Raw genomic sequence first — 19,033 nt, 5'->3', positions numbered from 1 at the left:
GTGCCCCTGACCACCACCGGCGAGCTCGTCGCCCGGGCCGCCGCAGCGCACTCCGCAGTCGCCGCCTTCAACATCATCACGCTGGAACACGTCGAGGCCGTCATCGTCGGCGCGGAATCCGTGGACGCGCCGGTCGTCCTCCAAGTCAGCGAGAACGCGGTCACGTTCCGCTACGGACGCCTGCTGCCCCTCGCCCGTGCCGCCCTCACCGCCGCCGAACGGGCCGCCGTACCGGTCGCGTTGCACCTCGACCATGTACAGAGCGATGACCTGCTGCGTCAGGCGGCGGGTGCCGGATTCAGCTCCGTGATGTACGACGCGTCGCGGCTGCCGTATCAGGAGAACCTCGCGGCGACACGGGCCGCCGTCGACTGGGCGCATGCCCAAGGGCTGTGGATCGAGGCCGAGTTGGGCGAGGTGGGCGGCAAGAACGGGGCCCCGCCGCTCGACGCCCACGCCCCCGGCGCCCGCACCGACCCCGCGCAGGCCCGTGCCTTCGTCGCCGACTCGGGGGTCGACGCCCTCGCGGTGGCCGTCGGCACCTCGCACGCCATGACCACCCGCACGGCCGCCCTCGACCATGACCTCCTCAAGCGGCTGGCGGCCGCCCTGGACGTCCCGCTGGTTCTGCACGGCTCCAGCGGCGTGCCCGACGCCGAACTCACCTCGGCCGTCGCGGGCGGCATCGCCAAGGTGAACGTCGGCACCGCCCTCAACCTCGCCATGACCGGCGCGATACGCGAGTACCTGGCCGCCCACCCCGAGGCCGTCGACTCGCGGAAGTACCTGAGTGTGGGGCGGGAGGCGATGGTGCGGACGGTGGCGGCGATCATCCAGGTGCTGGACGTGCGGTGAGCACCGGCTGGTAGAACCCACTGGACGCGGGAGCGTGCCAGGCGACATCGGTGAAGCCGGCCGCGGTCACGAACTCCGTCAACTGCCCGCGGGTCAGCGCCCAGTAGGTGGTCCGACGGACGCGGACGCTCCAGCCGTCGCCCGTCGGGAGGAGCTGAAAGTGCTCCAGGGCGTAGCGCTCGCCGTCCTCGTGCCAGTGCCACAGTTGAAAGGTGATCACGTCACCGTCCGAGGTGTGCGAGACCTGGGGAGGGGTCGCCGCGGGCCTGGTCCGTCGGGCCTCGTCGTAGTCCCGGACGGTGAGCACCAGCAGCCCGTCCTCGCGCAGAACCCGTCGGATGCTCAACAGTGCAGCCTCGACGTCCCGCGCCGACAACAGGTGCGGGAGCGAGTTGTCGGCGCAGACGACGACGTCGAACACCGACGGCGTGAACGGCAGCAGCCGCATGTCCGCGACGGCCACCGGAAGCCGGAGACCACGGGCAGCGGCTTCGGCGGCGGCGCGCGCGGCGGCGACAGGGCTCAGGTCGCTGCCGACGACATCGTGCGCGCGCACCGCCAGCCCGATCGCCTGGGTCCCGATCCCGCAGGAGCAGTCCAGGATCCTGTGCGGTCCCGCTCCGAGTCGCGGGAGCAGCAGATCTTCCAGTGCCGCCGCCTGGCGCGCCATGCTCGCGTCCCAGTCCGGGAAGATCAGGTGGTAGTCGGGGGCCAGCTCGTCGTAGAAGCCCCGCACCGAATCGTCGGACACGCTCACCCCAACTAACCCCTGACGGCCCGCAGCACCACGAACTTCGAGTCACTCGCGACGAGTTGACTGTTGCCGAACAACCGTCGCAGCTTGATGTGGTAACCGAGGTGCCGATTGCCGATCACCCACAGCTCACCGCCGGGCCGCAGCGCGCGCAGCGCCCCGCTGAACATCCGCCATGCCGTCGCGTCCGTCGTCGCCTGGTGGGAGTGGAACGGCGGATTGTTGAGCACCAGGTCGACACTGCCGGCCGGCACCCCCGCCAGCCCGTCCCCGACCCGGAACTCGGCGTGCCCCGGCACCCCGTTCGCCTTGTACGTCGCCTCCGCCGACGCCACGGCCTGGAACGACTCGTCCGTGAACAGCACCTCGGCCCCGGGATCGGCCAGCGCCATCGCCGTACCGACGACACCGTTGCCGCAGCCCAGGTCGACGACGCGGCCGCCGCCGCTGCTCGGCAGGTGCTTCAGGAAGAAGCGGGTGCCGATGTCGAGCCGGTCGGCGCAGAACACGCCCGCGTGATTGACGACGGTGCCGCCCGAGGCAGCGCCGATGCCGTCGGGGAGCGTGTAGCTGTACGGCCAGGGGCTGGCGGGCGGCTCATGGGCCCCGGGCGTGCAGAAGATGAGCCGGGCCTTCTTCTCGGCGAGCGAGGTGCGGGTCGGGCCGAGGATCCGCTCGAACAGCTTCAGCGTGGAGGTGTGGATCTCCTTCACCATGCCGGTGCCGACGACGACCGTGCCCTTGTGCACGGCGGGCGCCAGCCGCAGCAGCTGGTCCTCCAGGAGCGCCAGGCTCTTCGGCACACGGACGAGGAGGACGTCGACCCGGGCCGGTGGCGGATCCTGGGTGGTGAGCAGGGTGACGGTGCCCGTCTCGATGTCGTTGCGTGCGAGGTTCGCGCGCGTCGCCTCCTGGGCGAGGTACGAGTCGGTGATCTGTACCGGCCGGTGGGCCGCGAGGGCCGTGACCAGGGCACCCCAGCGGTCGCCGAGGACCACGACCGTGCCGGACAGCGGGACCTCCTGCTCCGCGAGGTGCCGCAGGAGGTACTCGTCGGAGGCGTCCCAGGCGCGCAGCTGCTCGCGCGGGTCCTCGGGGAAGCGGGTCGGCGCGATCTCGCCCCAGGGCGTCGTCATACGGTCGTTCATCGTGCGACCAGGCTAGGGCCTGTCCGGCGGATCATGCCGCAGACGCGGGGCCTGGCACGCCCATCTGCGGCGTTGTCGTCAGTCTCCCCCACGCTCGGCTTCGCTCGCGCGGGGGACCCCCCATGGCCCCGCTCACCAGCGCTGATTTGGCACCGCTTCTTTCCTGCAACCTGATCCGCCGGACAGGCCCTGGCCGAGCCGCAGGTGAAGGCCGGTCGGGCAGGATGGGGGCATGGATGCCGAACTGTTCCCCAGGGGCCGCACGGAGGTCGCGCCGGGCGCGGTGCACGTGCCGGGCTGGCTGGATCAGGAGCGGCAGCGCGAGCTGCTGGAGGCCTGCCGCGCGTGGGCGCGCCCGCCCGCCGGGCTCCGCACGGTCCGCACACCCGGCGGCGGCACGATGACCGCCCGGCAGGTCTGTCTCGGCTGGCACTGGTATCCGTACGCCTACGCCCGCACCGTCGTCGACGGTGACGGTGCGCCCGTGAAGCCGTTCCCGGACTGGCTGGGAGAGCTGGGCCGGAGCGCGGTGGGCGACGCCCTCGGCACGGAGCCGCCTCCGTACGACATCGCTCTGATCAACTTCTACGACGCCGACGCCCGCATGGGCATGCACCGCGACAGCGACGAGAAGTCGGACGCCCCGGTGGTGTCGCTGAGCCTCGGGGACACCTGCGTGTTCCGCTTCGGCAACACCGAGACCCGGGCCCGGCCCTACACGGACGTGGAGCTGCGCAGCGGGGATCTGTTCGTGTTCGGCGGACCGTCGCGGCTCGCCTACCACGGGGTGCCGCGGGTGCACCCGGGCACGGCGCCGCCCGAGTTGGGGCTGACCGGGCGGCTGAACGTCACGCTCAGAGTCAGCGGCCTGTAGCCCTCCGTGCCGGCGGATCATGGGAGACTCGCCCTCATGAGCGGGAAGGCGGACCCCCGGCCGGCGGGGGAAGGGACCACCTCGAGGACGCGGCTGGACCGGGGGCGCGGTGCGCTCGGGCCCGCATTGGAGCTCGTGCACACCGGACGGGCGCCGACCCGGGCCGTGCTCACCGCCGAGCTGGGGGTGACACGGGCGACGGCTGGCGCGGTGGCCGCGGAGCTGGAGGCGCTCGGGCTGATCCAGGTGGACGCCCGGCCCTCCGCGGCGGCCGGTTCGCAGGGGCGGCCCTCGCACCGGCTGTCGGTCGCCGAGGACGGGCCGGTCGTCCTCGCCGCACAGGTGCACGCCGACGGGTTCCGAGCCGCACTGGTCGGTCTCGGCGGCCGGATCGTCGCCACCGCGCCGGGCTGCGAGACCGTCGACGCCGACCCCGCGAAGGTCCTCGGATCCGTGGTGGAGGCGGGCGCCGACCTGCTGCGCACCACCGGACGCCGCTGCGTGGGTGCCGGGCTCGCCGTGCCGTCCGCGGTCGCCGAGCCCGACGGTCTGGCCCTCAATCCGCTGCACCTGGCCTGGCCCGTGGGCGCGCCCGTGCGCCGGATCTTCGCGGAGTGCGTGCGCGCGGCCGGGATCACCGGACCGGCGTTCGCGGGCAACGACGTCAATCTCGCCGCGCTCGCCGAACACCGGCACGGCGCGGGACGCGGCGCCCGGGACCTGCTGTGCGTGGCCACCGGACACCGGGGTGTGGGCGGCGCACTGGTCCTCGACGGGCGCCTGCACACCGGCAGTTCGGGCCTGGCCCTGGAGGTCGGCCACCTCACCGTCAACCCGGAGGGCCGCCCCTGCCACTGCGGCAGCCGCGGCTGTCTCGACGTCGAGGCCGACCCGCTGGCCCTCCTCACCGCGGCGGGGCGCGACCCGGGTCCCGAGGTGTCGCTGTTGCAGCAGGCGATCGACCTGATCCGGCTGCACTACGCCGACCCGACCGTCCGTGCGGCCACCGAGCAACTGATCGACCGGCTCGGCCTCGGCCTCGCGGGCCTGGTGAACATCCTCAACCCGGACCGCATCATCCTCGGCGGAATGCACCGCACCCTGCTCGACGCGGACCCGGAGCGGCTGCGTGCCGTCGTCGCCGACCGCAGTCTGTGGGGACAGAGCGGCGGTGTGCCGATCCTGGCGTGCACGCTCGACCACAACAGCCTGGTGGGTGCGGCGGAGCTGGCCTGGCAGCCGGTACTGGACGATCCGCTGGGGGCGCTAGCCCACGAGTGACTGGGTGCCGAGGACGGAGAGCAGCTCCAGCTTGTCGGCGGCCTCGGTGCCCGGTTCGGCCGAGTAGACGAGGATGTGCAGATCGTTGCCCTCGACCCGGAGCAGGTCGCAGTCCAGAGTCAACAGGCCCACCTGCGGATGCTCGATCGTCTTGCGCGAGCTCTCGAGCCGGCCGACGACGCCCGCGTCCCACAGCTCGGCGAACCGTTCGCTGCTCGCACGCAACTCCGCGATCAGGCGCCCCAGTTGCCGGTCGGCGGGATACCGGACGGCCGTCGCCCGCAGTTCGCCGACCATGCCGATCTCGAAGGCGTACCGCTCCTCCGGCGTGTGCCGGACCCGGGTGGGCACGCCGAGGAAGTTGCGCCACACCCCGTTGCGTTCGAAGCCGCGCCGGCCGGAGGGGTCGCCCATCAGCGCCGCATACATGGGGTTGGCCACGAGCAGCGTCATGGCCGCGTCGGAGACGCCGACCGGAGTGTCCACCAGCCGGTCCAGCAGTCGCTGGACGCTCGGCGTGATGTGCCCGGGCACCGTCTCGGGACCCGGCGGCACCAGCCCGGCCAGCCGGAACAGGTGCGTCCGTTCGTCCCCCGTCAGCCGCAGTGCCCGGGCGAGGGCCTCGATGATCTGTCCGGACGGGTTGACCGCCCGCCCTTGTTCGAGGCGGGTCACGTAGTCGACCGAGATTCCCGCCAGCAGGGCCAGTTCCTCGCGACGCAGCCCGGCCGCGCGCCGCTGACCACCGGCGGGCAGCCCGGCGGTCTCCGGGGCGACCCGGTCGCGCCAGCGGCGCAGGGCCCGCCCGAGTTCCGTCGTCATACCCCCAGTCAACCGCGTCGGCCGGGATCGTGCCTGGTACTGGGAGTCCCAGGAAGCGGGGTGCGCTGGCTGCCCACCCTGTCGAGCGGGAGCGTGGAGTCATGACGACAACACTCATCACCGGAGCGAACAAGGGACTGGGCTTCGAGACCGCCCGTCGGCTGGTCGAAGCAGGTCACACCGTCTACGTCGGCGCCCGCGACGCCGAGCGGGGCCGCCGCGCCGCCGAACAGCTCGGCGCCCGGTTCGTCCAGCTCGACGTCAGCGACGACGTCTCCGTCCGGGCCGCGGTGAAGACCGTCGAGGCCGAGGGCGGCCTTGACGTACTGGTCAACAACGCCGGCATCGAAGTGCGGAGCGAGAGCAACAGCATGCCCACCGCCGCGGACACCACCGCCGACGAGATGCGCACGGTGTTCGAGACCAACGTATTCGGCGTCGTCCGTGTCACCCACGCCTTCCTGCCGCTGCTCCAGCGGTCCGCGGCCCCCGTCGTGGTCAACCTGAGCAGCGGCTTGGCGTCGCTTTCCCGGCTGTCCGACCCGGACTCACCGGCCCACTTCTACCCGGCCGTTGCCTACCCGGCCTCGAAGACGGCGGTCAATATGATCACCGTGCAGTTCGCGAAGGCGTTCCCGAACATGCGGATCAACGCCGTCGAGCCGGGTTTCACGTCGACGGACCTGAACGGGCGCACCGGTACCCAGACCGTCGAGCAGGGCGCCGAGGTCATCGTCCGCATGGCACAGGTCGGCCCGGACGGTCCGACCGGGGGCTACTTCGACGTGGAGGGGCCGATTCCCTGGTGAGCCACACCTGAGAGCCGGTCAGTCGGACACATCTTCCAGATGCGCGGCCCGGCGCCGGCGGGCGAAGCCGTAAGCGACCAGTGCGGCCGGGAAGTACATGAGGATGCCGTACACCGCGGGCGGGATGGCCATCGTCTCGTTGTCCAGTACCGAAATCGCCACGGTGATCGCGAGCACCGCGTTGTGGATCCCGATCTCCATGGCGGAGGCTATGGCCTGCTCAAGACCCACCCGGAACAGCCGCGGCACGAAGTAGCCGATGGTCAGGCCGCAGACGCAGAACAGCAGCGTGATGACGGTGAGGGCGCCCGCGTTGTCCAGCAGGACCTCGTACTGCTGCGACACCGCGCCCCCGATGACGGCCACCAGCACCACGATCGATCCCGTCTTGACCGGACCGCGCATGCGTTCGGCCCACGCGGCGTACCGGTGACGCACCCACATGCCGATGACCACCGGGATCACCACGGTCACGACAACCTGGAACAGTTTGTCCGCCTGAAGTCCGATCGACCGGCCCTCGCCCAGGAAGTGGGCCATCGACAGCTCGGCGATGACCGGAAAGGTCACCATCGCGATGACCGAGTTGACAGCGGTCACCGCAATGTTGAGCGCCACGTCACCGCCGGCCAGATGACTGAACAGGCTCGCCGAGGGGCCGCCCGGCGACGCCGCCAACAGCATCATCCCGACCGCCAGTTCCGGCGCGAGCCCGAACGAGATCACGAGGCCGAAGGCGATGGCGGGCAGCACGAGAAGCTGGCAGAACAACGAGATGACAGCCGCCTTGGGCGCTTGGAACACCCGCACCAGATCCGCCGTGGTCAGGGTCAGCCCAAGACCGAACATGGTGATGACGAGCGCCGCCGGGAGAAGAATCGTGATGAGCGCCTGTGACACCAGCGTCTCCTTGAGTCGTCGGGGCTACGGAGATTCGCCGGCCGCCTCTTCCTGAGGTGCCTGCTGTGGTCCGGTGTCCAGGCGCATACGTCGCACGCGGTCGACGAAGCGCTCTGGATGCACCAGGTGCGGGTAGTGACCGCAGCCGGGCCATACCTCGACGGTGACGGCCGGCTGCGTGGTGGCCAGCCAGGTCCGGTACTCCGGACCCGGTTCGGAGCCGTGCAGCGCCAGGTAGGGCACGCGGATCGCGCTGAGCAGCCCTGCGGCCAGATTGACGAGCTCCGTCGGGGGCGCCTGCTGGAGATCTCCGCCCCAGATGCCCAGGACGACATCGCGCTCGTAACGCCGGAGGCTCTTGAGGCGGGCGGATTCGGCGGGGGAGAGGGCGCCGGCTTCCAACTGCGTGAACATGGCGTCGAGTGCGTCGGTGAACTGTGCCGTTCGCAGCCTCGGCAGCAGATCCAGCACCGTTTGCTGCATGTGTGCGAGGTCGAGTGACTGGTCGACATTCACTACTGCGCGTACTGGGTGCATGGCGGCGTACACGGTGGCGACCATCGCTCCGAGGGAGTGTCCGATGATCAGCGGCGGTTGCTGCGGGGCCAGCGCGTCCAGGGTGATCCGGACGTCCTGGGCGAGGGTCAGCATGTCGTAGGGAGGCTGTGCGGGGGAGCGGCCGTGACCGCGCAGGTCGAGGGCGAGCACGCGATGGGTCGTGGCGAGCGGCCCGACTACGGGTTCCCAGGCGGTGCTGTTCTCGGTGACGCCGTGGAGCAGCACGATCAGGGGGCCTTGACCGGCGTCTTCGTGGTGGAGCACGGACGGTCCTTTCCGGGGCGGATGGCGCAGAGACGGAGCCGCGGGGTCCGGGTGACTGGGCACTCCGAGCAATGTACCAATGGTACACGCGATGTGTACCATTGGAACATCGGAAATCCATGCGAACGAAGGAGCGACTCCCGTGGCAGGCACCGTATGGACCGGTCTCGACGAACTGAGTGCCCAACTCGCTGACTTCTACCGGGACTTGCACGAGCACCCGGAGCTGTCGCTCCAGGAGCACCGCACCGCGCGGCGCGTGGCCGAAGCTCTCCGTCCCCTCGGCTTCGGCGTGACCGAGCACGTCGGCGGCACGGGGGTCGTGGGAGTGCTGCGCAATGGAGACGGCCCGGTGGTGCTGGTGCGCGCCGATCTCGACGCGCTCCCCGTCGAGGAGAAGACCGGCCTGCGCTATGCGAGCACAACTCGGGCCACAGGCGCCGACGGAGATGAAGTGCCGGTGATGCACGCCTGCGGCCACGACATGCACACCACCTGCCTGCTCGGTGCCGCGACCCTGCTCGCCCGCGCCACCGCCACCTGGTCCGGGACGCTGCTCGCGGTGTTCCAGCCGGCCGAGGAACTCGGCCGGGGAGCACGGGACATGGTCGACGACGGGCTGTTCCGCCGGTTCCCCACGCCGGACATCGTGCTCGGCCAGCACGTCGGCCCGCTGCCCGCCGGCACGATCGGCCACGCCACGGGGCCGATCATGGCCGCCGGGGACTCCGCGAACGTCGTCCTGCACGGCAGGGGCGGGCACGGATCGCGTCCCGAGGCCACCGTCGACCCGGTTCTGCTGGCCGCGCACGTCGTCACCCGGCTCCAGGGCATCGTCGCGCGCGAGGTCCCGCCCGCCGAGTCCGCCGTGGTCACCGTCGGACGGCTCCAGGCCGGGACCAAGGACAACATCATCCCCGACACGGCTGAACTCGGCATCAACGTACGCACCTACTCCGACCGGACCCGCGCCCTGGTCCGCGAGGCGATCGAACGCGTCATCCACAGCGAGGCGACCGCCAGTGCCGCGCCCCGCCCGCCCGAGCTGGAATGGACCATCGCAGTTCCTCCGCTGGTCAGTGACCCGAGCGCCACCGCGACCACCGTGGCGGCCTTCGCCGAACACTTCGGCGAGCAGCGGCTGTTGACCCTGCCGCCCCTCACCGCGAGCGAGGACATAGGCGTCCTGGGTGAAGCATCCGGCGCCCCCACGGTCTTCTGGTTCTGGGGAGGTCTCGACGCCGACACCGTCGACGCCGCGCTCCGCGACGGTCGGTTCGACCAGCTGCCGACCAACCACTCACCCCACTTCGCCCCGGTCCTCGAACCCAGCCTGAGCACCGGCGTCCAAACACTGGTCGTCGCTGCCCTCACTTGGTTGGGCAAGCCCGCGGACGGCCTCGGCTAACCTTGCTGAGCAGCCGTCCGGCCGGCCAGGAGCACCCGAGAGGAACATGAGCGACGACACGCCCCGCGCGAAACTGCTGCGCAAGGGCCAGGAGCTGCTGGCGGAGCGGGGCCGACTCAGCGACCTGACGTTGCGCAAGCTGGCCGAGCACCTCGGCACCAGCCACCGCATGCTCATCCACCACTTCGGTTCCCGTGACGGCTTCCTCGCCGCCCTCCTCAGCGAACTGCGTCGACAGGAGCAGGCGGCCCTGCGCGCCGTCTCCGCCGAGGGCACCTACGAGGACGCCCTGCACCTGCTGGAACGGCTCTACCTCGACCCCGCCCACGAGCCGCGGATCGCCGCCTTCTTCTACGTCCTCGGCCTCGCCGTCCAGGACCCCGAGCCCTACCGCGAGTTCCTGGACTCCCTTGAGGACTGGACCACCCTGTTCACCACCCTCGGCGAGCGCGACGGCCTCTCTCACGAGGCCGCACGCGCCCGCGCCCAGGCCGTCGTGTGGACCGTACGCGGCCTCTTCGTCCAGGGCATCACCACCGGCGACCGCCGGCAGGCACTCGACGAACTCCGCAGCGTCATCCACCACCTGGGCTTCGAGAAGCCGGGGCGCTGACACGCCGACGTTCGGTTCGGCGGTTTCACCGACTCAAGTCATTGACAACAGCTCTGCCTTCGGCGCATGGTGCCCATCTAACTAAACACCCGTTTCTCTAGTCGGGAGGCCGAATTGAGCGACGCGTCAGAGGCAGTCAACTACGGCGAACGTAGACATTCACCTCGTGGAACCAAGAGATCGGCCAGGATGACTTTCATCAAGTCACTTGCCGCCGTGGCCTCATCGGTCCTGATCGCGGGATACGGTGCCCCGGCCCACGCGGACGATTCCGCCGAGCCCACAACTGCCGCCCCCACGAGCACGATCGACTGGACGACCTGCCCCGGCACCACCGCAGTGCAGTGCGCCACCATCGAGGTACCGCTGGACTGGTCCGACCCCGGCGGCGAGAAGATCCACCTCGGCCTGGCCCGCCATCAGGCCACCGACCCAGACCAGCGCATCGGCTCCCTCGTCCTGGACCCGGGCGGTCCCGGCATGTCCGGGGTAGCGGACATGACGGCACGTAACGGGCAGGTGGCCACCGCCGCGGTGCTGGAGCGCTTCGACGTCGTCACCTACGACCCGCGCGGCGTCTACACCAGCAGCCTGATCACCTGCGATCAGAACATGGTGGACGCGACCGAGGCGCTCAAGGACCCGCACAGTCAGGCCGACTTCGACAAGCTTGTGGCAGCAAAGGTGGCGCTCAGTGAGGACTGCCGCAGGCGCACCGGGCCGCTGTACGACCACACCGACACCATCCACACGGTTCACGACATCGACGCCATCCGAGCCGCGCTGGGCGAGGACAGGATCAGCCAGATCGGCGACTCGTACGGAACTCTCGCGACCCAGCTCTACGCCCAGATGTACCCCGACCGCGTCCGGGCGCTGGTCGGTGACGGCAACATGGATCACCACAACGTGCGGACCGCCTGGGACTGGATGAGCGCCGGGACCGGCGCGTTGGAGGAGAACTTCCTCCAGTTCGCCGCCTGGTGCGACACGACACCCGATTGCGCCCTGTACGGCAGGGACACCAAGAAGACCTACGGCGAACTGCGTGAGCGGGCCCGCAAGGGCGAACTGACCGACCCCACGTCCGGAAGCGTCATCAGCTTCGCCGGCCTGACGGCAACGGTCTTCGGCGCCAACTTCCCGGAAGCGTGGACGGGACTGGCCGGCACCATCAAGGCGCTGTACGACGGTGAAGCGACGCCCCCGCCACCGACGGGGGACCCCTGGCCGCCCGGAGTTCCCCGGCTGCCACAAGAGGTGTGGCTCTGCCAGGACTTCGACCTCCAGGTCAGCAACTACGCCGAGTGGAAACTCCTGTCCTCCCAACTGGCCCGGAAGTACCCCAACGTCCAGTGGAGCCCCTACGCCAACAGCGCGCTGAACTGCGTGGGATACACCGGCGAGACCACCTACCCCCAAGCCCCTCCGGACACCAGCGACGCCCCACCCATGGTCATGCTCGGCAACGTGCATGACTACGCCACCGTGTACTCCTGGTCGCAGGCCGCCGCCAGGGACACCGGAGCCACTCTGGTCACCTACGAGGGGTACGGCCACACCGTGTACCCCGCCACGGCCGCCGCCGGACCGAGTACCTGCATCAACGACGTGATCGACGAGTACCTGATCAATCTCGAAGTCCCCGCAACGGGGACCAGTTGCCCGGATATTCAGATACCGGGCGGTGTATGAGTAAACGGCTGTTAGGGTGGCGTCGTGGATGACAGGCAGACATCGACTCGAAAGCGGAACGTGCGCGGCAAAGGCGCACAACTCCGAGCAGAGATCATTCAGGCGGCATTCACGGTCCTGCACGAAGAAGGGACCGTCGAAGCGGTGAAACTGCGTCCCGTCGCTCGTGCGGCCGGAATTACGGCACCGGCCATCTATCCTCATTTTGCCACGGTCGAGGATCTGCTTTCTGTGATGCGCGACGCCATCTTCGTCGAGGTGCGGGAAATCACCGGACGGGCAGCCAAGGGCGCCGAGAGCGCCGCACTCGCCCTGTATGCCCGGGCCGGCGCGTACGTGAAAATCTGGACGTCTCACCCGGCTTGGCGGCAGCTCATGTTCACGGCGATCCCAGGTCATCCTCCCGTAGAGGGGCAAGCGGCTTTCCAGGACCTGGTCAAGGCCCTTGAAGGATGCGTTCTGGAAGGCACCTCCGACAGCGTCGACCCACAGACGGATTCTGCGCATCTGATCGCTGCACTACATGGTCTGGTGTTGAGCAGGACGGTGATGACCGCGTTTCCATGGCCACCTCTTGAGAAGAGCATCGGCGATATGACGCAGCGCATTGCCCGACTCAATGTCCAGCCCTTTGAGCACGCAACGTGAGGTGACCGACCCGGAAAGCGGCACTTCGACCGCGACGACAAGTACATCGCGCCGACCGTCCTTTCAGAGCCCCAGCGACTTGGCGACGATCGTCTTCAGCACCTCGGTGGTGCCGCCCAGGATGCGGCTGATGCGGGCATCCGTGTACAGCCGGCCGATGGGGTACTCCCGCATGTAGCCGTAGCCGCCGTGCAGTTGAAGACAGCGGTCGATCACCCGGCCCTGTAGTTCGGTGGTGAAGATCTTGACCTTTGCGGCGTCGGCCACCGACAGTTCGCCCGCGTCGTGCGCCACCAGGGCACGGTCCACCAGGAACCGTCCGGCCTCGATCTCGGCCGCACAGGCGGCGAGTTCGAACTTGGTGTTCTGGAAGGAGGACACCGTGGTGCCGAACACCTTCCGGTTCCGCACGTACTCCACGGTCGTGGTGAGCGCCGCTTCGGCCGCGGCCTGCGCGGCGACGGCGATACCGAGACGTTCCTGAGGAAGGTTGCTCATCATGCAGCCGAATGCCCTGCCTTCCTCACCCAGCAGGTTCTCGACCGGCACGCGGACGTCCTCGAAGAAGAGCTCGGCGGTGTCCTGCGTCTTGAGGCCGATCTTGTCCAGATTGCGGCCCCGGGTGAAGCCGGGCATGTCCCGCTCGACCACCAGAAGCGAAAGGCCGTCGCGCCGGTCTGCGCCCGTTCCGGTCCTGGCCACCACCAGGACCAGGTCCGCGTTGATCCCGCCCGTGATGAAGGTCTTGGCACCGTTCAGCACATAGTGGCCGTCCCGCTTCACGGCCGTGGTTGTCATCCCGGCCAGATCCGAGCCGGTCCCCGGTTCGGTCATCGCGATGGACGCCATCAGATCGCCGGAGGCCAGACCGGGGAACCATCGTCTGCGTTGGTCCTCGGTGCAGTACGCGAGAAAGTAGGGCAGCACGATGTGCAGATGTGCACTGAAGCCGCCCAGGTTCACATAGGCGCGTGCCGTCTCCTCGGCCCAGACGGCGGCGTACAGAAAGCTGTTGGACCCGCCGCCCCCGTACTCCTTCGGTATCTGCATTCCCAGGACGCCGAGTTCACCGATACGCCGGAACATGTCGCGCGGCACGATTCCGGCCGCATCCCATTCCGGGTACTGCGGGACGACCTCTTTGGCCATGAACTCCCGTGCGGTCCGGCGGAAGGTCTCGTGAGTGTCCTGGAAGATCGTGCGTTCCATGGCTGATATCCCTGTTCGTCGCGTGATGTCACGGCGGCGCGTCAGCTGTGCGCAGTTCGCGCCGCCGCACCTTTCCCGTCGGGGTTCTCGGGAGCCGGTCGGTGAAGGAGATGATGCGGGGGATCTTGAATCCGGCCAGCAGCGTGCGGCAGTGCGCGGTGAGCCGGGCGGCCAGTTCGTCCCCGGCCGCCACACCGGCTTCCGGCTGTACGACGGCGATCACCCGCCGGCCCCACTCCGCGTCCGGCACACCGACTACGGCCGCGTCTGCCACGTCAGGGTGGGCGAGCAGAACGGCCTCGACCTCCGCCGGATAGACATTGACTCCGCCGGAGATGATCAGATCCGTCCGGCGGTCGCAGAGGAACAGCCACCCGTCCTCGTCGAGGTAGCCGATGTCGCCTGCCGTGAGAAGTCCGTCGTGCATGGAGGCGGCCGTCTTCTCAGGGTCCTTGAAGTACTCGAATGGATACGACGGGCTGTAGTACACGCTGCCGGTCTCGCCGGTGGGCAACGGCTTTCCGGCGGGGTCGACGACACGAATCTCGATGCCCGGCAGCGGGCGGCCGACGGTGCCCGGTCTGGTCAGCCATTCCCGCGCGGTGGCGGCGGTCGCCGGGCCTTCGGTGGCCGCGTAGAACTCGTGGACGACCGGGCCGAGCCAGTCGATCGCGGCCCGTTTCACCTCGGCCGGGCAGGGCGCCGCCCCGTGGACGACACTGCGCAGGCTCGATGTGTCGTACCGCCCCCGCACCTCTTCGGGGAGGCGGAGCAGCCGGTGCAGCACGGTGGGCACAGCGAAGGTGATCGAGACCTGGTGGCGGTCGATGAGCCTCAGCCACTCCTCAGGGGTGGGCCGCTCCGCGATGACCACGGTGTGGCCGAAGTTGAGCCCTGAGTGGGCGAAGACCCCCGGTGCGGCGTGGTAGAGCGGGGCGGCGGCCAGCTGGACCTCGTGGCCCGGGAAGATGTCGAGCCTGGGCATGAGGTTGAGTTCGGTCTCGGTGACCTGCGGAGGCCCTTCGGGCAGCTGCCTCCGTACGCCCTTGGGACGGCCGGTCGTCCCCGAGGTGTACATCATGATGCTGCCCGCCCTCGGGTGGTCCGGCGGTGTGGTCGGCTGTTCTCGGAGGACTTCCTCGTAGCCGGTCCAGCCCTCCGCCGCACCGGCCACGATGCGCCGATCGGCGGGGAAACCGGCCTCGTCCAGGGCCTGTTCGGCCGCGCCGAGCAGCGACTCGTCGACGACCACGACCCGGGCTTCGCAGTCCTCGACGATGTAGGCGATCTCGGCTGCGGTGAGATGGTGGCTGATCGGGGTGAAGTACTGGCCGGTCCGGCCGGTGGCGAGCCGCAGCTCGAAGTAGTGACGGCTGTTCGGCAGGATCGCCGCGACACCGTCGCCGGTCTGTAGGCCCAGAGCGGCCAGCGCGTGCGCCAACTGATTGACGCGGGCGTCCAGTTCACCGTAGCTGAGTGCGTGTCCGTCCGGTTCGATCAGGGCGGTCCGGTCCGGGGTGGCGGCGACTACGTCCGCGAATCCCAGGGGGTGGTGCGATGAGAGTGTGTCGGACACGGCAGCTCCGTCCTCTCGGCGGCTCGGCAGGGGGTGTGCCTCGCTGCGACGCACGGGCTCAGATCGCCGCGGCGAGCCGTGTGCCCTGCTCGATGGCACGCTTGGCGTCCAGTTCGGCGGCGACGTCCGCGCCGCCGATGAGGTGTGTGGTGATGTCCCGTTCGGTCAACCCGTCGACGAGATCACGCACTGGTTCCTGGCCTGCGCAGACCACCACGGTGTCGACGGCGAGCACCTGGGGCCGTTGCCGCTCGGGACCGTACGAGATGTGCAGTCCCGCATCGTCGATCCGCTCGTAGCCGACCCCGACGATCTGCTCCACGCCCTTGGCCCGCAGCACGGCCCGATGAACCCAACCAGTGGTCTTCCCGAGGTCCTTGCCGATACGGGAAGTCCTGCGTTGCAGCAGATACACCTTTCGGGGCGACGGCTCGGGCTTCGGTCCGACCAGGCCACCGCGCAGGTCCTCGGTGTCGATGTCGATACCCCACTCGGTCCGCCACGCCTGGAGATCGAGGGTCGGCGACTTGGAGTGCGTCAGGAACTCGCTCACGTCGACGCCGATTCCGCCCGCACCGATCACGGCCACCCGCTCACCGACCGATGCTCCGTGCCGTACGACATCGACGTACGACAGCACGGAAGGATGGTCGATGCCGGGGATGTCCGGCACCCGTGGGACGACGCCCGTCGCGACGACCACTTCGTCGAAGCCGTCCGCGGCCAGCGCGGCCGCGGTGGCCCGGGTGTTCAGGTGCAGGGTGACGCGGGTGCGTTCGATGCGGCGGCGGTAGTAGCGGATGGTCTCGGCGAACTCCTCCTTGCCCGGGATGCGGCAGGCGATGTCGAACTGCCCGCCGATCGTGTCCGTCGCCTCGAACAGCTCGACCCGGTGGCCGCGTTCGGCGAGGGTCACCGCGCAGGACAGTCCGGCCGGTCCCGCACCGACGACGGCGACCCGCTTGACGCGCCGCACCGGATCGAGACGCAGCGTGGTCTCGCGGCCGGCGCGCGGATTGACCAGGCAGGAGGCGGTCGTCCGGGTGAAGGTGTGGTCCAGGCATGCCTGGTTGCAGGCGATACAGGTGTTGATCTCGTCCGCCCGGCCGGCCGAGGCCTTGGCCACCCACTCGGGGTCGGCGAGCAACGGGCGGGCCATGGAGACCAGATCGGCGTCGCCGCGGGCCAGCACCTCCTCGGCGACCTGCGGCATGTTGATCCGGTTGGAGGCGACCACCGGGATGCCGATGTGCTGTCTGAGCTTGCCGGTGACGGCGGTGAAGGCAGCCCGCGGCACGGAGGTGACGATGGTGGGCACGCGGGCCTCGTGCCAGCCGATACCGGTGTTGATGATCGTGGCACCGGCCGCCTCGACCTCCTTGGCGAGAGCGACGACTTCGTCCCAGGTCTGACCGTCCTCGACCAGCTCCAGCATGGACAGCCGGTAGATGATGACGAAGTCGTGCCCGACGGCCTTCCGACAGGACCGGACGATCTCCACCGCGATCCGCCGCCGCTTCTCGGCCGTGCCGCCCCAGGCGTCCGTGCGGTGGTTGGTGCGCGGCGCCAGGAACTGATTGATGAGGTAGCCCTCGCTGCCCATGACCTCGATGCCGTCGTACTCCGCCTCGCGGGCGAGGGCGGCCGACCGGCCGAAGTCGGCTATGTGGGCACGGATTTCCTGGTCGGTCAGGGAACGGGGCCGGTGCCGCTTGATCGGCGCCTGGAGCGCGGAGGCGGACACCACACCGGGGTGGTCGGCATACCGCCCCGCGTGCAGCAGCTGCAACGCGATTCTGCCGCCTTCCTGGTGCACCGCCTCCGTGACCACGCGGTGCCGCCGCGCCTCGGCGGTGGTGCCGAGTTTGCAGGCGCCCGGGTAGAACATCCCGGCCTCGTTGGGCGAGTAGCCGCCGGTCACCATGAGACCCACACCACCGCGCGCCCGCTCGGCGAAGAACGCGGCGAGCCGGTCGAGTCGGCCGCTGCCGTCCTCGAGACCGCTGTGCATCGAGCCCATGATCACGCGGTTGGGGAGGGTGGTGAACCCGAGGTCGAGGGGGCGCAGCAGATGGGGATATTCGGTCATCGTCACTCGCTCTCTGCGGTCGGGACGCGAGCGTCAGGCCAGGTCGGGGATCCATCGGCCGTGGAAGCCGAACGGCACGCGCGCGGGGAGATGGATCGTGGCGACGGGGGCGCCGGTGAAGTCCTGGCCGGAGAGGATCACCAGGTCGCTGGCGCCCCGGCCCGGATCGAAGAGGTACGCCATGAGGTAACCGTCGTCCTCCGCCCGCGCGTTCTCGGCGGGCACGAAGAACGCCTCACTGGCGTAGCACCCCTTGGCGAAGTAGTGCGCCTCCGTGGACTGCTTGGTGAGGTCGTGCTTGAGCAGCGCGTCGCCGAACGAGTCGTCGGACAGGTCCTCCAGCTCGGCGGTCGGTCCGGCGAAGCGGATCAGGGGGGCGGTGACAGCCGAGTATCCATAGCGGTACGGGCCGCCGACGACGGCCGGGCTGACCACCGGGAACTCCTGGGGGCGGTCGTCGACACAGGTCTCGGTCACCTTACCGGTGACGGTGTCGACCACCCAACGGTCCAGTGTGGGAAGGCTGTTGCCCTGGAACTGGGCATTGACGAACATCTTCGGATACCGGACCAGGTCCAGCACGACCGTGTCACCGTCGTCATAGGCGTTGAGGGTGTGGAAGACCCAGGAGGGCGGGATGTCGATCCAGCGCACCTCGGTGCCGCCCCGGGGCAGCAGGCCGATCCGGCCGCCGCGTCCCTCGTGCCACACCAGCGGAAGCCTCTCGCCTGCCTTGGCCGCCTCCAGGCTGAAGGCGATGGGCAGGTCGTAGAGGACGGCGTACTTCTGGGTGAGCGAGAAGTCGTGCATCATCGGCCCGTGCGGGGCCGGGATCTCCACGGTGCGGGTGACCAGGCCGGCCGGGGAGACGACCAGGTAGCGCACGGCGTCGCCCCCGATGTCATAGGTGACGGCGTGGATCTCACCGGTCTCCGGGTCGACCTTCGGGTGGGCGGTGAAGCCTTCGCGCAGGGTCCCGCCGAAGTCGCAGAGGCCCAACGTGTCGAGGTCGTAGGAGAGTTCGTACGGCCTGGTGCCCCCCTCCATCAAGGCGAAGGTACGGTCGCCGAGACCCATGACGCTGGTGTTCGCGCCGAGGTCGTTCCTGCGGTAGTCACCGGGTCGGGGCTCTTCGCCCAGTGCCTTGGCGATGTGCTGGGAGCGGACCCAGCGGTTGCGGTACCACTCCGCCTTGCCGTCGCGCAGCCGCACGCCGTGGACCATGCCGTCGCCGACGAAGACATGCAGCAGGGGATCGTCGAGGTTCATCTGGTTGGGCCCGTTGCGCAGGTAGCGGCCGTTCAGCTCGGCCGGGATGCGGCCGGTGACGGGCAGATCGAAGGCCGTGACCTCCTCGGTCGCCGGCGCCATGACGCTGTCGTACGGGGACTTCGGTGACGTTTTCATGCCATCTCCCTGACGGAGAGAATAGTCATAATCCTGAATACTAATATTGTTGAGTAAGTCGAAGAGGTCAACCCCCTGCGCGACAGGCGGAGGGGCGGATGGAAGCATCAGCGGCAGAGAGAG

At 69.4% G+C, this 19,033-nt stretch carries 17 protein-coding genes; 8 read left to right on the top strand and 9 right to left on the bottom strand.

Annotation, left to right across the window (positions count from 1 at the left end):
* On the top strand, window positions 1-855 hold the full coding sequence (locus KCH87_RS26560; RefSeq protein WP_210588775.1) for a class II fructose-bisphosphate aldolase: 855 nt from the start codon (window positions 1-3) through the stop codon (window positions 853-855).
* Here the strand turns inward: KCH87_RS26560 and KCH87_RS26555 are convergent.
* Together KCH87_RS26555 and KCH87_RS26550 are read right to left on the bottom strand one after the other, a co-directional pair.
* Window positions 830-1,606: a class I SAM-dependent methyltransferase gene (locus KCH87_RS26555; protein ID WP_210588774.1), complete on the bottom strand. Its 777-nt coding sequence runs from the start codon at window positions 1,604-1,606 to the stop codon at window positions 830-832. The genes KCH87_RS26560 and KCH87_RS26555 overlap by 26 nt on opposite strands.
* 11 nt (window positions 1,607-1,617) lie before the next feature.
* Window positions 1,618-2,745, bottom strand: a complete 1,128-nt coding sequence (locus KCH87_RS26550) for a methyltransferase (RefSeq protein WP_210588828.1) — start codon at window positions 2,743-2,745, stop codon at window positions 1,618-1,620.
* A gap of 244 nt (window positions 2,746-2,989) precedes the next feature.
* Between KCH87_RS26550 and KCH87_RS26545 the strand changes: the two genes are divergently transcribed.
* Together KCH87_RS26545 and KCH87_RS26540 are read left to right on the top strand one after the other, a co-directional pair.
* On the top strand, window positions 2,990-3,631 hold the full coding sequence (locus KCH87_RS26545) for an alpha-ketoglutarate-dependent dioxygenase AlkB (RefSeq protein WP_210588773.1): 642 nt from the start codon (window positions 2,990-2,992) through the stop codon (window positions 3,629-3,631).
* A 36-nt stretch (window positions 3,632-3,667) separates the two neighbouring features.
* The gene (locus KCH87_RS26540; RefSeq protein ID WP_210588772.1) at window positions 3,668-4,912 is read left to right on the top strand and encodes an ROK family protein; all 1,245 of its coding nucleotides are present in this window, start codon (window positions 3,668-3,670) and stop codon (window positions 4,910-4,912) included.
* Here KCH87_RS26540 and KCH87_RS26535 read toward each other — a convergent pair.
* Window positions 4,898-5,734, bottom strand: a complete 837-nt coding sequence (locus tag KCH87_RS26535) for a helix-turn-helix transcriptional regulator (RefSeq protein ID WP_210588771.1) — start codon at window positions 5,732-5,734, stop codon at window positions 4,898-4,900. The two genes, KCH87_RS26540 and KCH87_RS26535, sit on opposite strands and share 15 nt — an antisense overlap.
* A 101-nt stretch (window positions 5,735-5,835) precedes the next feature.
* Here KCH87_RS26535 and KCH87_RS26530 point away from each other — a divergent pair, with 101 nt between their 5' ends.
* Window positions 5,836-6,543 (top strand): SDR family oxidoreductase, encoded by a 708-nt coding sequence (locus KCH87_RS26530; protein ID WP_210588770.1) that lies wholly within the window; start codon window positions 5,836-5,838, stop codon window positions 6,541-6,543.
* A gap of 18 nt (window positions 6,544-6,561) precedes the next feature.
* Here the strand turns inward: KCH87_RS26530 and KCH87_RS26525 are convergent, their stop codons facing one another.
* Window positions 6,562-7,443, bottom strand: a complete 882-nt coding sequence (locus KCH87_RS26525) for a bile acid:sodium symporter family protein (RefSeq protein WP_308298921.1) — start codon at window positions 7,441-7,443, stop codon at window positions 6,562-6,564.
* Between the two features lie 24 nt (window positions 7,444-7,467).
* A complete protein-coding gene (locus KCH87_RS26520; RefSeq protein WP_210588769.1) occupies window positions 7,468-8,265 on the bottom strand; it encodes an alpha/beta fold hydrolase in 798 nt (265 codons plus the stop codon).
* Between the two features lie 142 nt (window positions 8,266-8,407).
* Here KCH87_RS26520 and KCH87_RS26515 point away from each other — a divergent pair, with 142 nt between their 5' ends.
* The 4 genes from KCH87_RS26515 to KCH87_RS26500 all read left to right on the top strand — a co-directional run bounded on the left by KCH87_RS26515 (window position 8,408) and on the right by KCH87_RS26500 (window position 12,629).
* Window positions 8,408-9,673, top strand: a complete 1,266-nt coding sequence (locus tag KCH87_RS26515; protein ID WP_308298920.1) for an amidohydrolase — start codon at window positions 8,408-8,410, stop codon at window positions 9,671-9,673.
* A gap of 46 nt (window positions 9,674-9,719) precedes the next feature.
* A complete protein-coding gene (locus KCH87_RS26510) occupies window positions 9,720-10,286 on the top strand; it encodes a TetR/AcrR family transcriptional regulator (protein ID WP_210588767.1) in 567 nt (188 codons plus the stop codon).
* A gap of 189 nt (window positions 10,287-10,475) precedes the next feature.
* Window positions 10,476-11,981: an alpha/beta hydrolase gene (locus KCH87_RS26505; RefSeq protein ID WP_210588766.1), complete on the top strand. Its 1,506-nt coding sequence runs from the start codon at window positions 10,476-10,478 to the stop codon at window positions 11,979-11,981.
* Between the two features lie 24 nt (window positions 11,982-12,005).
* Window positions 12,006-12,629 carry a TetR/AcrR family transcriptional regulator gene (locus tag KCH87_RS26500; protein WP_210588765.1) on the top strand — a complete coding sequence of 208 codons (624 nt, stop codon included), beginning with the start codon at window positions 12,006-12,008 and terminating at the stop codon, window positions 12,627-12,629.
* Window positions 12,630-12,692: 63 nt separating this feature from the next.
* Here the strand turns inward: KCH87_RS26500 and KCH87_RS26495 are convergent, their stop codons facing one another.
* The 4 genes from KCH87_RS26495 to KCH87_RS26480 are packed head-to-tail and all read right to left on the bottom strand — an operon-like array spanning window position 12,693 to window position 18,910.
* A complete protein-coding gene (locus tag KCH87_RS26495) occupies window positions 12,693-13,838 on the bottom strand; it encodes an acyl-CoA dehydrogenase family protein (protein ID WP_210588764.1) in 1,146 nt (381 codons plus the stop codon).
* Window positions 13,839-13,866: 28 nt separating this feature from the next.
* Entirely contained in the window at window positions 13,867-15,414 is a 1,548-nt protein-coding gene (locus tag KCH87_RS26490; RefSeq protein WP_308298919.1) for an AMP-binding protein, read from the bottom strand.
* Window positions 15,415-15,472: 58 nt separating this feature from the next.
* A complete protein-coding gene (locus tag KCH87_RS26485; protein WP_210588763.1) occupies window positions 15,473-17,503 on the bottom strand; it encodes an FAD-dependent oxidoreductase in 2,031 nt (676 codons plus the stop codon).
* Window positions 17,504-17,536: 33 nt separating this feature from the next.
* Window positions 17,537-18,910, bottom strand: a complete 1,374-nt coding sequence (locus KCH87_RS26480) for a carotenoid oxygenase family protein (protein WP_247196849.1) — start codon at window positions 18,908-18,910, stop codon at window positions 17,537-17,539.
* Between the last annotated feature and the right edge of the window lie 123 nt (window positions 18,911-19,033).

The organism is Streptomyces sp. GESEQ-35, assembly GCF_017948485.1.
Classification (GTDB): Bacteria; Actinomycetota; Actinomycetes; order Streptomycetales; family Streptomycetaceae; genus Streptomyces.
This window is presented reverse-complemented; position numbering and strand designations above follow the sequence as displayed.